Annotated in this window: 9 protein-coding genes; 3 read left to right on the plus strand and 6 right to left on the minus strand. The window is 48.0% G+C overall.

What is annotated here, in order from left to right; all coding sequences use genetic code 11:
- Window positions 1–204 precede the first annotated feature (204 nt).
- The 3 genes from Q0171_RS02670 to lptB form a co-directional block, all read right to left on the minus strand.
- The gene (locus Q0171_RS02670; RefSeq protein WP_299326491.1) at window positions 205–6,252 is read right to left on the minus strand and encodes a S6 family peptidase; all 6,048 of its coding nucleotides are present in this window, start codon (window positions 6,250–6,252) and stop codon (window positions 205–207) included.
- A 221-nt stretch (window positions 6,253–6,473) separates the two neighbouring features.
- Entirely contained in the window at window positions 6,474–7,793 is a 1,320-nt protein-coding gene (locus tag Q0171_RS02675) for an RNA polymerase factor sigma-54 (RefSeq protein ID WP_299326494.1), read from the minus strand.
- 18 nt (window positions 7,794–7,811) lie between these two features.
- The gene (lptB, locus tag Q0171_RS02680) at window positions 7,812–8,528 is read right to left on the minus strand and encodes an LPS export ABC transporter ATP-binding protein (protein WP_299326754.1); all 717 of its coding nucleotides are present in this window, start codon (window positions 8,526–8,528) and stop codon (window positions 7,812–7,814) included.
- 391 nt (window positions 8,529–8,919) lie between these two features.
- On the opposite strand from lptB, the gene Q0171_RS02685 reads away from it, so the two are divergent.
- On the plus strand, window positions 8,920–9,639 hold the full coding sequence (locus Q0171_RS02685; protein WP_299326497.1) for a glycosyltransferase family 25 protein: 720 nt from the start codon (window positions 8,920–8,922) through the stop codon (window positions 9,637–9,639).
- A 104-nt stretch (window positions 9,640–9,743) separates the two neighbouring features.
- Here Q0171_RS02685 and Q0171_RS02690 read toward each other — a convergent pair whose 3' ends face one another.
- The 3 genes from Q0171_RS02690 to Q0171_RS02700 all read right to left on the minus strand — a co-directional run bounded on the left by Q0171_RS02690 (window position 9,744) and on the right by Q0171_RS02700 (window position 13,136).
- Window positions 9,744–10,286: a tRNA (adenosine(37)-N6)-threonylcarbamoyltransferase complex ATPase subunit type 1 TsaE gene (locus tag Q0171_RS02690; protein ID WP_299326500.1), complete on the minus strand. Its 543-nt coding sequence runs from the start codon at window positions 10,284–10,286 to the stop codon at window positions 9,744–9,746.
- Window positions 10,276–12,528 carry a DNA polymerase III subunit gamma/tau gene (locus Q0171_RS02695; protein WP_299326505.1) on the minus strand — a complete coding sequence of 751 codons (2,253 nt, stop codon included), beginning with the start codon at window positions 12,526–12,528 and terminating at the stop codon, window positions 10,276–10,278. The genes Q0171_RS02690 and Q0171_RS02695 overlap by 11 nt, the downstream gene beginning before the upstream one ends.
- A 137-nt stretch (window positions 12,529–12,665) precedes the next feature.
- Window positions 12,666–13,136: a c-type cytochrome gene (locus tag Q0171_RS02700; RefSeq protein ID WP_317279202.1), complete on the minus strand. Its 471-nt coding sequence runs from the start codon at window positions 13,134–13,136 to the stop codon at window positions 12,666–12,668.
- 61 nt (window positions 13,137–13,197) lie between these two features.
- Here Q0171_RS02700 and folD point away from each other — a divergent pair, with 61 nt between their 5' ends.
- Together folD and lepB are read left to right on the plus strand one after the other, a co-directional pair.
- Window positions 13,198–14,055, plus strand: coding sequence for a bifunctional methylenetetrahydrofolate dehydrogenase/methenyltetrahydrofolate cyclohydrolase FolD (gene folD / locus Q0171_RS02705; protein ID WP_299326507.1), 858 nt, complete (start codon window positions 13,198–13,200; stop codon window positions 14,053–14,055).
- 121 nt (window positions 14,056–14,176) lie between these two features.
- On the plus strand, window positions 14,177–15,106 hold the full coding sequence (gene lepB, locus Q0171_RS02710) for a signal peptidase I (protein ID WP_299326510.1): 930 nt from the start codon (window positions 14,177–14,179) through the stop codon (window positions 15,104–15,106).
- Window positions 15,107–15,129 lie beyond the last annotated feature (23 nt).

Below are 15,129 nucleotides of genomic sequence, written 5' to 3' on the forward strand. Positions count from 1 at the left end.
TGTTTTACTTCCGCCTACCGCTCACTCACATTTTGGGATTTTCTAGTGTTTGATTCATGGATTACTTCGCAACCGCTATCGCGCTTGCTCGCAAGTGAGAGAAAACGCTGCTAGTGTAAAACGAGGATTCTAGGCTTGTGCTTTGTGTTGTATATTGTGTAGATTGCCAAAGAAGCCACGCTTTGCCGCTCGGTGCAAGCCAAGCTAGAATTTATACTCTAGCTTGACATCTGCCTTGCCACCATAGCCGCCCTTGATGTCTGCCACGCCAGCTAGCCCATATTGCAGGGTAAATCCACGCCCCAGCTGCGCGCTGCCCACCAAGCCTAGCTGGAAAGTGAGATTGATAGGATTTAGCTCATAGCCGATAGAGTTTTGCGCATTGCTAAGGCTTACAAAGATTTGATTTGCGGAGCTATAGACATTCTGCCTAGCAAGGAAAGAGAGCGTATAGGACTGCTTCCTGCCAAGTAGGGCGTATTCTACCCCAGCTCCTAGCCCTAGATTAAAGGCGTTTAGTGCGTGCTGCTTGTAGTTTGTCCCTGTGTATGCGCCTATACCATTGTATCCCACACTTAGCAGCCCCACAGGCTTTAGTATAGAGTCAAATCTCTCGCCCTTTTTGAGCACGAAGCGGTATTTGTAGTAGGTGTGTGAGAGCAGCCCTAGTGAGTCTGCCTTGAGACTCTCGCTCCCTAGCACGCCGCTTAGAGCGCGCTCGCCCATAATCATACTAAAAGATAGGTTGCTTTGGATTTCATTGCCGCCTTTTTGGTAGAGCCCATAGAGTCCTAGATTCACAACCTTGGCGATGTCATTAAGCGTTTGGGCATAGTAGTTTGAGCCGCCAAACCCAGCCATAGCCCCGATAATCAAGCTATCATCACCAAAGCTAAATGTCCTATCATAGCCCACATTTGTGCCATAAAATCCCATAGCCGCCTTGCTCTCCCCACCTTTGGCAAAGCCCCCTCCAGCCACACTTAGCCACGCGCCGTTTTTCTTTCTCGCTTCTTTGGCGGCTTGGGCAGCTTCTTGGGCAGATTTTAGAGCTAGGGCGATATCTTTGCTATCATTGCTGGCAAGGCGCGCGAGCCCAGCTAGAGGCGTAGCATTGAAGCGGCTTTGCGCGTATTGGACTTGGGCGATTCTGGCGTTTATACTCTGGTCATTGGCGAGCAAGATTTGATCGCTTAAGCCTAGCTCGCTGTGGTGTGCTATCTCGCCTAAGTCATTATCGATACGCGCTAGATACCCATCTAGCTCTTTGTGCTGGTTTGCCGTGCCTGCCATTTGGATAAAGTCGTCTTTGGGGTTATGCTGGATTAGGATTTCTAGCAGCTTATCATCGCTGATATAGTTTTTTAGCTCATCGTAGCTACTTGGATCTTGCGTGGTAAATTTGACTTTGATCTCGCCATTTTCCACAAGCGTTACCCAGTAGAGCGGCGTGCTACCCTCCGCAAAGCTAAAGTAGATTCTCTTATCTGTGCGATTATCCGTAATGCTCCCGGCAGAAATAAGCGTGTAGTATTTATTGAGCTGGAAGTCGCCGGGCTTGTCGCCACTAGAATCTGCCTTGATACTTTGATCAAGCTTGACATCAATGCGCGTGCCATTTTCTAGGGTGAGATTTTTGCCCGTGTTTTGCACTTCGCCGCCTTGCATAGTGTTGCCCTCTAGCTTTAGCGCGTGGAATCTATCATCACTCGTGCCAGCTTGTGCTTGTAGCTTTAGCGGATCGGAGTTAGATTCTACTTGATTGGTGGGCGTGGGGGCTTGCTCGCTTGTGATTTCTCTAGTCATCATATTTGTAGCTGTGCCACTTGGCGCGGCTTTGTTCCCGGCACTTGCTGTAAGCTTGCCGACATTCTCTAGGCTTAGGTGCTGGGAGATAGAGAGATTTGCCTTGATGGGCTGGGCGATGTAGTTTGCCTGTGCCATATCGTGCTTTAGTGTCCCAAAGTGGATTCTAGAATTCTCATCAGTAGTTAGGCTTGTCTTACCATTATCAAACCCAGCGCGATTCATATCCCAGCTATTGACATAGACATTGCTGCCATTTTGGGCTTCAATGCTGAAGTTTTTCTGCTGGCTTGCGGGCTTTTGCGCGCTAGAGTCCTTTTCCACTTTGTCCAAATCTAGCGCGATGATTACCTTGCTTCCGCCTTGGGCTAGGAGCTTGCTAATCTCTAGCTTTGAGCCTATTTCTGTTTGGATTATGGTATCTCCGCTTTCATTCACGCCCAGAGTCCCATTGCCGCCAGCTATGCTAAAGCTAGATTCTCCGCCGATTGAGAGCTTTTTGCCCCCGCTTAGTATCGCTTCATTTGGCGTGGTGCTAAAGGTGGATTTGCTATCGATGTAGAGATTGTGATTAAGCGTGCCTCCATTTGCAAGCGTTACTTGCGCGCTCTCTTGTAGCCAGACATTTTGCCCATAGAATTGATTACTGCTGACATTTCCGCCTTTAAACACGAAGTTTGTAACATTAAACTTCGATTCACTTCCCACGCTTAGAGCAAGGCTTTTCAAGCTCTCCGCGATAATCGTGCCGACATTAAGGGCAGTATCTTTGCCATCTAGCTTAATGCTGTTGAAAGTATCTTTGAGCGTTAGGATTCCGCTGGTTGTGAGCTTCGCGCCGTTTTTTAGATCCACGCTTGCGGTGATATTGCTTAGGGTAGAATCTATTTGCGAGTCATCTGCGGTGATTTTGCCCTGATACTGCGAGGCTTCTAGGGCTTGCTCAAAGGCTTTAGAATCCTTTGCCAAAGATTCTTTAGCGTGCGCACTTAGCGTGATGTGGCTTTTCTGCTTGGCGGTGATGTCAAACTCCTGCTGCTTTGCTCCGCCTAGCTCGAAGTTTAATGCCACGCTTGAAGCATTAGATTCCAAAGTTTTGCCACTGCCCAAAAAGCTAGAATCCTTATCCACATCGACATTGAGCTGTAAATTTGTCGCCTTAAGGCTAGAGTCTAGCTTGCCTCCGGTGCTTAGCACGATATTGCTAACCTTGCCCTGCATAGTTTTATCAGCAAAGCAGCCCACGCCAGACTTGCCATTTTCGCAAGCTTGATTGAGTCCGCGCTGCGTTGTGCCTTGTAGCTCTATGCCGTCTGTGGCTTTCAGGGTCGCGGAATGCACCACTTCTTGCCTTTGCCCCTCTACTCTATCGCGTGTGCCACCGGCTGTGGTCTCTCTAAATCCACTGACGACAATCAGCGTATCATCTTGGGCTTGTGAGCTAATCTTGCCGCTCACACTTAGGCTAGAGTTTTTGCCATCTACGAGAATAGAGTTTTTATGCTTGCTAGATTCTGGGGTGGATTGTGCTTGTGTAGATTCTGCCCCCGTTGTCGTGCTAATATCTTTCAGCGTTATGGACTTAAGGCTAAGGGTAGATTTACCCATCACGCCGACATTGCCAGTGATGTCTGTGCTATCTCCTGTGATCTTGGAGCTATCTTTGACAAAAATATCGTAGTTTGTGGGCTTTGTGAAGCTACTTCCACCAATAGAGCTAAGATTTTTCAAATCAAAAGTCGATTTCTCAAAGCCTAGAGATTCTGTAACCTTAAGGCTCGAGCTGCCTGTGATATTTATGATGTCATTCGCAGCGCCATTAAGCCCTTTGAAAATAAGATTTTTCACATTTGCACTGCTGTTATCAAGCTTTAAAATCGCGCCGTTTGCGTGCGCCTCTCTATCAAGCGTTAGAAAATCTGCATTAAGCTTCGCGCTATTTTTCAAATCAAGCTTGGCGTTGAAGTCATAAATGTGTGAGTTTATTGTCGTGCCTGTGGCGTCAATGCTGCCTTTGAAGTGGATAGTTTGATTGGCAAGCTTCTGCGTTGCTTCTTTTAGCTTATTCTTACTCACTTCTTGCTGGTATTCAAAGCCATTGCCCGTGGTGTTTTCGCCGTCCTTTTTATCGATGTAGTGGTCTATATCTCCGCCAAAGTTAATCGCCGAGCTAGAATCTGCCTTGATTTTACCCTCCAAAGTCGCCTCACGCCCTATATCAAGCCTTGAGCTTTGCAAGTTAATCTCACCGATTTTAAACACTCTGTGATCCCAGTCGGGCTGCTCTAGTGTGCTTGGGCGACTTAGGTCCATCCAGTCGGGCAGTTTGCTGCCCTCGGCTTTTATAACGAGTTTTAAAAAATTCTTTTTTCCCAAGTTTGTCGTTATATCTTGATTTCGTATATACGCGTGGGTTGTGGGGTGTCCTTGTAGCACGACTTTGCCGCTATCTACCTGCAAGCCCTTGGCATTGACATTGCCGTCAAAGACGAGTGCGGCTTTGTTTTCATCAGTAGCAGCTTTCTCATCGCCTTTATAGACAAGATTTAGATTCCCATTTGTGCTTGAGTTGTCTTGTTTAGAATCTGTGCTTTGCCCAAAGCTCGCGTGGATAATGGTGTCAGCTTTGCTTTGCGTTTTATTTTTCTCCTTATCGTAGCCCAAGCCCTCGATAGTCATCGTGCTTGTGTGTTTCTCATCAGTGTTGATGATATTCGCGCGCGCGTCATTGCTAGAGATAGCATTGAGCGTGAGGCTATTGCCCTTTAGGTCGAGATTCCCACCACCATTGCCAAAGTAGATTCCTAGCTTATCTCTATGCTCTTGGTTTAGTATGAAGTGATTTGGGAGCGTAGAATCTAGCTGTGAAGTATCTTTAATCGCGCCAAAGGCTTGCGCCTTGCCATTTACCAGCTCCAAAGTCCCGCGCCCACTTGTGAGATACACGCCATTAAAGGCTTGAGACTCTGTATCAAACACCACTTTCCCATCGCCCACGCGCAAGTAGCCATACTTGCCATCATCTGGCGGCGTATCATACTTTGTGGTTATGACCAATGTGCCTTTGCCCACTTTATGCAGGGCGTCATTGACACCCCTTTTATCGCCAGTGCCATTACCCTTGATAAAGCCTAGCCCCCACTCTACTTTGACATTTTCTTCAATATCTAGCCCAGAGCCATTAAAGCCAAAGGGTTTATTGCCATTTGTGCTATTTGTGCCACTACTTGTGATTTTATAGATTGTTTCATTGCTACCATTATTTTGTTTAGCTTTAAACACAAGCCCACCCACACTACTCACAAGCAAATCCATATCCGCTTTTACATCAATACTCCCACCACCGCTAAAGACTACATCTTTATTTGTTTGCAGCTCTTTTTCGTTACTCCCATTTTTTTTAAATTTCGCAGTCTCTCCGTGTTTTTTCTCATAGCTCCAATTTTGATCTCCCTCTAAATCAAGCTCCCATTCATTTTCCTTTTTAAACTTCTCAAAATCCGCCTTTGTCGCCACTGCCACTGCACCCCCACCACCCGCTACCAAATCCGCCTTAGAAGTTACGCCAAGTAGTAGCCATTTTTGCTTCGTCTTATCATAGATGTAGAATCCACTTCCGCTATCGCCTGGAGTAATAAAATTTACCCAATCAAGATCGGTAAATTCTATAAGCTGTATGCCCCTAGCATTGATATTTTCATTTGCCTTTGAGTCTTCATAGGTGATTCCACCATTGATATCAACAGGGCGGCTGAAGCTCCCGCCACGCGTCCCGGTAATCGCAGCGATCCCAGCGTCTTTAAACCCTCCGCCTGGCGCATTAAAAAGCCCCAATTTCCCAGAGCCTGCTTGAAACACGATAAGATTGCCATTAGAGTCTGTCGCATGCTCCTTTAGATATTTCTTTAGATTTTGTAGATTCTGCTGCTCTTTTTGTTTGTCGATATTGCCAGAAGTATAATTTGCATCGGATTGCAGTCCCGCGTCAAAGATTTCTGTCTCGCCCTCTACGATATATTTATTAAACCGAGCGAAAGTTACATCATAGCCATAATTGTTGGATTTATTGTTTGCACTCATACTATAAGTTGTCTGCCCCCAGCGTCTTAGCTCCGGATTTTGTGCATTAACAAGTGGATTATTACTATCACCACTACTGCCTGCGACATGCGTGGCGGTGATGACGAAGTTGCGTCCAAGGGAAGTGGTATTGCCGTTATTGCTTCTGGCGGATTGATCGATGATAGGGGCTTCAAAGCGCACAGAGACGCCGGGCTGCTTGCTGGACTCTATCACCACGCCTTGTGCCCCAGCGGCAAACGCCCCCTTATTCTGCCCTAGGTCCAAAAAATCGCGGTAGAAAAAGGTATCGATATAGATATTTTGAGCTTGTGTCTGGGCTAAAAGCAGGGCGGATAGTGCTATGGAAATACGCAAGCCTCTCACTCATCTCTCCTTGTCTCTGTGCGGATATTTGCCACAAAATCGCGGTAGTGCCTTGAATGCCTTAAAAATTGCGCGATTATACAAAAAAAAAAAAAAAACGCTTTACAATAAAGGCGATTCCATAGAGTGGCAAGTAGATTCTGGTAGATTCTGGTAGATTCTGGTAGCGGGGCTGCTCCTTTGTAAGCGTGGCAAAGCAATCCACAATAAAAGCAGATCGCCTACACGCTTATCTCATAGAGCCTTTTGCGCTCGCTTGAGCTGGCGATATTGAGCTGCTGGCGATATTTGGTAATCGTGCGGCGCACAATTTTTAGCCCAAATCGCTCCTCAATCATGGAGAGAATCTTAATATCGCTTAAAGGCTTTTTGCGATTCTCGTTTTTGATGATTTCTAGGAGAAAATCTTTGATCGACGCATTGCTGACATCTCCGTCAATCGCCGTAGTGAAAAAGCTTTTAATCGCAAACACCCCGCGACCGCACTCTAAGTATTTATTCGAAATCGCGCGTGAAATCGTGCTTGGCGCGTAGCCTAGCTCCTGGGCGATGTCTTTTAGCTTCATGGGCTTCATCTCCCCGCCCATGAAAAACTCATACTGATAATCCACAATCATAAGCCCCACTTTTTTAATCGTAGCCTTGCGCATTTCTAGCGCGTCGATTAGGTCTTTTGCTTCTTTGACTTTGGATTTGATATAGGCTTGCGCGTCGCTGGAGTGCTTGTTTGGAGTAAATTCACCATCTAGCAGTCTCTGCTCTATCGCACTTCTATCAAGCTCGATTATCGGGTAGCACTCATCATTGGTGCGCACGATGATACTTCCCTCTTCCTCATGGACGAAAATATCTGGAATCTTGTAGGCGTCCTCATGCGCGAAGTCCAGTGCTGGGGGGTTTTTGAAGCTGCGGATTGTGTGCATGGCTTCATTGTAGCGGGGGTGTTTTTTAAATTTATGGTGCATATCAAGCTCGGCGATGATTTTCTGGCAGAGGGCGTAGGTCTCGTTATCTACTTCGCTGGATTCTAGCTGGAAGTAAAAGCTCTCAATCACATCGCGCGCGCCCACACCACGCGGCTCTAAGAAGCAAAACCGCTTACGCACTTTCTCATACTCTTGCTCGCTTATCTCCAGTCGCCTAGCAGCTTGCGCACTATCATCTTGAAAATACCCATCTGCGCCAATCCCCTCGATAATATCAAATGCAATCACCCTGCTAAGCTCTGTTGGGAAAAGTGGCGGAGCGATTTGGCGATACAAATGCTCATACAAGCTCTCCTCTGCGATTGTGAGCTGCTCGATTTTGTCCGTGATCCCAGCTTTTGGTAGATTGTTTCTAGGCAGGGAGCGAAATGTCGAGCTAAAGTCCTTGCTAAGTGGCGATTGAAGCGAGAGGAATGGGTTCTCTTTGGCATAGTCTTTTAAGATGTCTTCTACCTCGAGCAAATCGCTTTGCAGAATCGGTAGCCAGCTTTTTAGCGTGGTGGAGAGCTTGCCTTTGAGATTTTGCCGAAGTCGCGCACCACCTGCTACTGCCATACTGCCCTACACTTTTACCTATGCTTTGAAATGTTCGCCTAGGTAGTATTTTCGCACCAGGGCATTTTCATAGATTTCTTGCGCATTTCCGCTAGCTAGCAGTGTGCCAGACTTGATCACATACGCGCGATCGCACACAGAGAGTGTCTCGCGGACATTATGATCAGTGATAAGCACGCCAATCCCCATGCCTGTGAGGGTTTGAATGATTTTTTGTATATCAATCACCGCGATTGGATCCACCCCGGCAAATGGCTCATCTAGCAAAATAAACTTTGGCTCTTTGATAAGCGCGCGCGCAATCTCCACACGCCGCCGCTCCCCGCCAGAGAGGCTTAGCCCCTTTCTCGCGCGGATTGGCTCGATGTTAAAGGCTTCTAGCATTTGCTCGATTTTGTGTGTTTGGGCTTTTTTAGAGGGGAATGTCGCTTCGGCTGCGAGAAAGAGATTGTCCTCCACGCTTAGATCTTTAAAGATACTTGACTCTTGTGGCAGGTAGCCTATCCCCATGTTGGAGCGCTTGTGTAGAGGCTGCTTTGCAAGGCTCTTGCCATCAAGCAGCACCTCACCGCTACTTGGCTGCAATAATCCGCAAATCATGTAGAATGTCGTCGTTTTCCCCGCGCCATTTGGTCCCAGCAGCCCTACGACCTCGCCGCTTTTGACTTCTATGGAGACATCATTGACGATTTTGGTTTTTTTGATGTGTTTGGCAAGGTGTCTAGCCTCAAGCACATGAGTCAAAGGGCGATCAACACCAGCTTGTGGCGTATGGTTTGCTGCTTCTGGTGGGGTTTGGGATTTTGACACTTTGCTTCCTTGGACTAAGATTTAGAGATTCTGCTTTGGACACTTGCTATACCGCTCATCATGCGCGTGATTTTGCGCAATCTTATACTCTTATGACTTAAATTTCAAACCAGCGTGCAATCTATCAGCAAACCCTAGAATCCACTTTTTTTATGGATTGCTTCACTACACTTACAAGCGATAGAAAAAGAGCCCACCCTAGAATCCACTTTGCAAGCGATCCGCCCCATGCGCCTACACAAAATCAGCTATAATGGCGCTTCGCTAAATAGCCCCAATCCAGTAGAGCAACACACAAACGCACCAAGGAGCGCACATGAAGCTATTTGTCATCAATCTCGCTCGCTCTGCAACTCGCCGCAAACGCATGCAAGCGCGCCTAGAAGCCCTAGCACGCAATCCGCTTTTCACAGAGCTTGGACTGGAGTGGGAGTTTTTCGCTGCGAGTGATTCTAGGAGTGAAGAGTTTTGGCGCTACAAGCAGAAATTTAGCGCGCGCAAATGCTTTCTCTGGCATGGCAGAATCCTCATCGATAGCGAAATCGCCTGCTATGCCTCGCACTATCGATTGTGGCAGGAGTGTGCGGAGCGCGATGAGCCAATCATCGTGCTAGAAGATGATGTATGCTTCGCGCCGCATTTCTTAAGTGCGCTACAAGATATTACGCGCACAGATTTTGGGCTCGTGCGCTTCTATACACTTGATAGGAAGCGCGATAAATATATCTATCAAATCAGCAATTCTCCCTACCACTACTCTCTAAAAAACACCAATGGCACACAAGGCTACTACATCACACCGCACGCAGCTCGTGCATTTCTCGCGCAAGAGTGCTGGGATAGTCCTGTGGATATTTTTATGGAGTTTGTCGCGCGTCATGGTGTGGATAATATCATCTACAAGCCCTTTATCATCACCGAGGACGAAGCTACCTCGAGCGCCTCGACAATCACAAACCCCGATGGAAGTGCCAGGACGATTAACAAAGAGCCGGTAAGGGGGGGGCAGCCATACCTACTAGCTGGAGGCTTTTAAAACCTCTGTATAGAAACTCTATCCAGCTACGCCGCGCACTTTTCAAGCTCACCTACACACCGCCCAAACTCACATACCGCGCGTGAAACAAGCGCAAAATGAGCTTATAGATAGAGTTCGTAGATTCTAGATTCTCCAGAATCTTGCTTGCTAAATTCCCCCCTAGAATCCAGGCTAGATTCTAGGGTCAAAATCTTTACCACCATACACGAAAACCCGCTCTCTAAGAGCATATCCACTAGATTCTCGCCCCACTCGATACAATGCAGTCCCTTTTCACCAAGCCAGTCTAAAAGCCCAAGCTGCAGCACTTCTTCGCTTGTGCGGTGGTATAAGTCATAATGATACATTCCGCCATAGTCGTGCATTAGGCTAAAAGTGGGTGAAGTAGCACTCGCACTAGAATCTAGACTTAGAGACTCTGGGCTGGATTGCGCGTTAGATTCTCTATGGGATTGCGTGCTGGGCTTTGCTGCGGACTCTCGTGCGCGCAGGCAGGTAAGCAGTGCTTGGGTGAGCGTTGTTTTGCCACTGCCTACTTCGCCACTTAGGATAATGATAGGGCGATTGCAGTCCAAAATATCGCGCGCGATAGATTCTAGCTCGCCTTGCCCTGCGCATAGACGCGCATGCAGTTTATGCGCCATTATGCTCCACTCGCATGCTTGTAGCACCAAAATGCTGCTTGATACCTTGGATAAGAGCGTGGTTTTCTTGCTTGAAAGTATCGTTTGTGGAGCTGGTAGATTCTGGGCTTGGCGCAGAAGGATTGGCATAAGCCCCGCTATCCGCGCCACCAGCTGGAGTTTGGGCTGGATTTTGAGCGGGAGTTTGGACGAGCTTGTCGCGACTCCATGGCACTTCGTTCAAAATCTCTGGGGCAATATGATCTGGGCGGATTTCTTGCATGCTGTGGAGAATGAGATCTTTTTGCGTGATAGGCGCTTGACTTGGAGGATTGGTGGGCTCTCCAGAATCTAGCGCGGAATCTCTGGGGCTTGGCACACTAGATTCTGGGGTGCTAAATTTGGCTATGCTAGATTCTGGCGCGGGCTGTGGGGCTTGCGTTTGTGCAGGGGCTTGCGTGTGATCTTGTGCGTGATCTTGCGTAGAGATAGGTGTGGCGATATTTGGCGCAGAATCTACACTAGGCGCTGCGCTTGATTCTGGCTTGGACTCTGTTTTGGATTCTGGCTGGAGATTTTTTATCACAAGCTCTGTATCTGGCGCGAAGACTTCTTTGGCAAACTCGCGTATAAGCCCGAAATACTGCCGTAGCACAGCGCGATCTGCCTCATCTCCATTGCTACACCAATACAATGTGCTAGGAGTATTGGGCGTAGGTGCTGGGACAAACTGCCCAAAATGCACCGAACGCTTAAACGCCTCTCCAAGCTCATAGGAGCGATCAGCGATTTTTGCCACAAGTGTGGCAAATGCCTGCTGATAAATCGCCTGTGAGCTCGCTTGATGGGCGCTGTTTCCGCTAGGGCTTTGGGGCGAATTTGTATGGAAGTCCTCTTGTGCTTGGGGTTGTGGGGCATGGGTTTTAAGCGCACTTGACTCCGGGGCAGTTGTAGCCGCGGGCGCTGTGCTACTAGAATCCAAAGCCCCTGCACTCGCGCCAGAATCTAGCGCACCAGCCACTTGCGCAGAATCTGGCGCGTCAAAGCCCCTTGACTCCGCCTCGCTAGATTCTGCTTTACTCGATTCTGTATTGCTAGATTTTGCACTAGACTCTAGCACGCCCAAACCACCGCCTGCATTGCTAGCACCCAGAGAATCCACACCAGAATCCACACCAGCATTTGGCGCAGTAAAAATCCCGGGCGTAGATTCTAGGCGCGCGATGACATCGCTAATATCTTTTAGCTTCATAGCTTCGCGCATTTTTAGACTTATGAGCAGCAGGACAAAAGCACCATCGGGATTTAGGTGCAGGAGAGATTTCGCCTGACTCAAAATCCCCAAAAACCTATCGATAAGCAATAGCGGGAAATCTTTGGACTTGCTAAGTAGCATGTCTTTAAGAAAAATCAGCATTTCATCAATAATCATCTCGCACTCATACTCGCCAAGAACCTCAAGGCAGCGCACAATCGCTTGCTCATCATCGTGCATAATACTTGCGAAAAAATCTTGGAGATTTTTAGGATCTACAATCCCTAGCATTTGCGTTACTTGGGGGATTGTCAGGTATTTGTCGCAGTAGTTTATCGCCTGGTCAGTGAGTGTTAGCGTATCGCGCAGGCTACCCCCGCCGCTGCGTGCGATAATATCAAGCGCGCCAGGCTCAAACCCCACGCCCTCTTTTTCTAAAATCATCTCCAAATGCGCGATGACGGCTTTGTGCGGGATTTTTTTAAAGCGAAAATGCTGCGTGCGGCTTAGGATTGTGGCAGGAAGCTTTAGTGGATCGGTGGTAGCTAGGATAAACTTCACATACGCTGGAGGCTCTTCAAGTGTCTTTAGCAGCGCATTAAAGGCTTCTTTGGTGAGCATATGCACTTCATCGATGATAAAAACCTTGAAACGCGACATGGTGGGGGCATATTTGGTCTGCTCGATGAGATCGCGGATACTATCAATACTGCGATTTGACGCCGCGTCCATCTCCATGATATCGATATTTCTCCCCTCCAGCGTGGCTTTGCAAATATCGCACTCCCCGCAAGGCGTGCTTGTGGGTCCCTGCTCACACTCTAAGGCGCGCGCGAAGATTCTAGCCGAGCTTGTCTTCCCGCTACCGCGCAGTCCGCTAAACAAATACGCATGCACGACGCGGTCTTTATCCAGTGCCATGGAGAGCGTTTGAGATACGGCTTCTTGCCCGACAAGATCGCAAAATCGCTTGGGGCGGTATTTCAGTGCTAGTGCTAGGGAGCTCATGATTATTTCCTTATGTGTTACCCATTAAACTTGGCATTGTATAACAAGATTCCATAGCTAGATATTAAGCACTAGTCTTTACAATTTATCGCGCAAGACTAAATCCCCCAAGCCAGAGAGCCCAACGCGAAGTCATGCTAGCGAAAAGTCTTGTTGCGCGAGGTGATGTAAAGGTAGATTGCATTTATTTCTTCATCAGTGAGATTGTAGCGGGGCATGACGCCATTATCCTTGCTTAGAGCGATTTTGAACGCAGGAAAAGTAAGGTTGTTGATACGCGGAGCGATGATGTGCTTTTGCTTGCCTTTGTGGGTGTAGGAGGCAAGCAGATTCTCCTCGCCATCGCGCCCGTGGCATTTCACGCAGCCTATCCCGCGCGGATTCTCATAGAGATTTGCACCATATTCTTGCGGTGTGATGAAACTATCATCGTGCAGGCTAGATTCTATCTCCTCGCGCTGCTCTGGCGTGTATTGCTCTTGCTGTGCGAAAATGAGACTAGGAAACATGGCAAACGCACATATATGCAAAAAAACTCCAAGACGCAAGAACACTCTAAAGCGATTGTAGATTCTGGGGCGTTTGGCTGTGTGGCTTTCTGCTCGCATATTTTGCCTTTAAGGTTTTGCGGGTATAATAGCACACTTTTAGCACAAGTGAAAGGCGCTTATGACCCTACTAGATGGCAAATCCCTCTCCCTCCAAATCCAAGATACACTCCAATCCATCATAACCAAGCTCCCAAGCGCACCGAAGCTTGTGGTGCTGCTTGTGGGCGATGACCCAGCCTCGCATGCCTATGTAGGTATGAAAGCCAAAGCTTGCGAGCGAGTGGGGATTGTAGGCGAGGTGCTGCGGTTTTCTCATGATGTAGAGGAGAGTGAGATTCTAGCGCACATAGAGCGGCTAAATCACGATATAAGTGTGCATGGCTTGCTCGTCCAGCTCCCCTTACCCTCTCATATCAACACTACCAAAATCCTAGAATCCATCTCGCCCCATAAAGATGTCGATGGATTCCACCCGCTCAATGTCGGTAGAATCCAGTGCAACACCGAGATAGATCGCGCATTCGCACCTGCTACGCCGCTTGGAGTCATGCGACTACTCGAGCATTATCATATCGATGTCAAGGGCAAAAATGTCGCAATCATCGGTGCGAGCAATATCGTAGGCAAACCGCTTGCCGCGCTCATGAACAATGCTTGTGCGACAACAAGTCTCTGCCATATCCACACAAAAGATATCAGCACCTACACGCGCGCAGCAGACATTATCTGTGTGGGCGTGGGCAAGCCAAATCTCATTAGCGCAGATATGGTGCAAGAGGGGGCAATTGTCATTGACATTGGGATAAACCGCCTAGAATCTGGTGCGCTGGTAGGAGATGTGGAGTTTGAAGCAGTCGCGCCAAAGTGCAGCTTCATCACGCCTGTGCCAGGAGGTGTGGGACCTATGACAATAGCAAGCTTGCTAGAAAACACGCTAAAAGCCTATCGCCTGCTAGAATCTAGCGCAACCCCTTAAAAATCCCACATGGAGATTCTGGGGTAGGTTTTCCCAAGCACGCTGCAAATATGCTAAATATTGGCGTGCTAGTATGTTGGGGAGATTGATCCCAGAATCCACTAAATCATAAAGGATACAAATGAAAGCCTTTTTCAACGCATTACTACGCTTTAGCTCGAGCTGGACGGGGACGATTGTCATCGTGCTAGGTCTCATTTTTTTCGTCGCACAAGCCTTTACAATCCCATCGCGTTCTATGGTCGGCACACTCTATGAGGGAGATTTTCTCTTTGTGAAAAAGTTCAGCTACGGAATCCCAATCCCCAGAATCCCATGGATTGAGCTGCCTGTTTTTCCCGACTTTAAAGGCAATGGACATGTAATCGAGGGGGCTCGCCCTGAACGAGGGGATATCGTAGTGTTTATCCCCCCACATGTAGAGAAGACCTATTTCGTCAAGCGTGTGTTCGCCACGGGTGGCGATGAAGTGCTTTTCACGCCAAATGGTCTCTATCTCCACCCTAAAGAGGGCAATGACTATGTGCGCGAGCATTTTGGTGATAGGCAGATTCTGGAGATGGGCGGCAAGCTTTTCGCGCTCGATCCATTTGCGGCTATGCATCATGGAATCAATACCGATGAGGGCTCTTCAGCTTTCTTGGAGATGGTGCAGCGCTACACAGGCGCGCTCATCGCCAATCGCTCGCCCTATGACTACACGCAAAATGACCGCGCCATCGCCATGGAGCCTAGAATCAAAAATGGGCAGATTGGATATTTCTACAAGCAGATTCCAGAAGATGAGTCATTTATGATAGGTGATAATCGCAATAACAGCGAGGACTCTCGATTCTGGGGGAGTGTGGGGTATAAAAACATCATCGGTCAGCCATGGTTTATCTATTTTAGTATGAATCTCACAGGCAGCCTTGAAGCCGATGCGCCAAACAACCCAAAGCAGCGATATAGCGTGCGCTGGGAGCGAATGTTTAAAGGTATGGATTCTATCGAGGAGCAAGCAAGAGCGCGCAAATCCAACTCAATCGATCAAGAATACTCCAAACAATGATTGTGCAAATACCACAGAGTAGC

This window comes from uncultured Helicobacter sp. (assembly GCF_937906905.1).
Classification (GTDB): Bacteria; Campylobacterota; Campylobacteria; order Campylobacterales; family Helicobacteraceae; genus Helicobacter_B.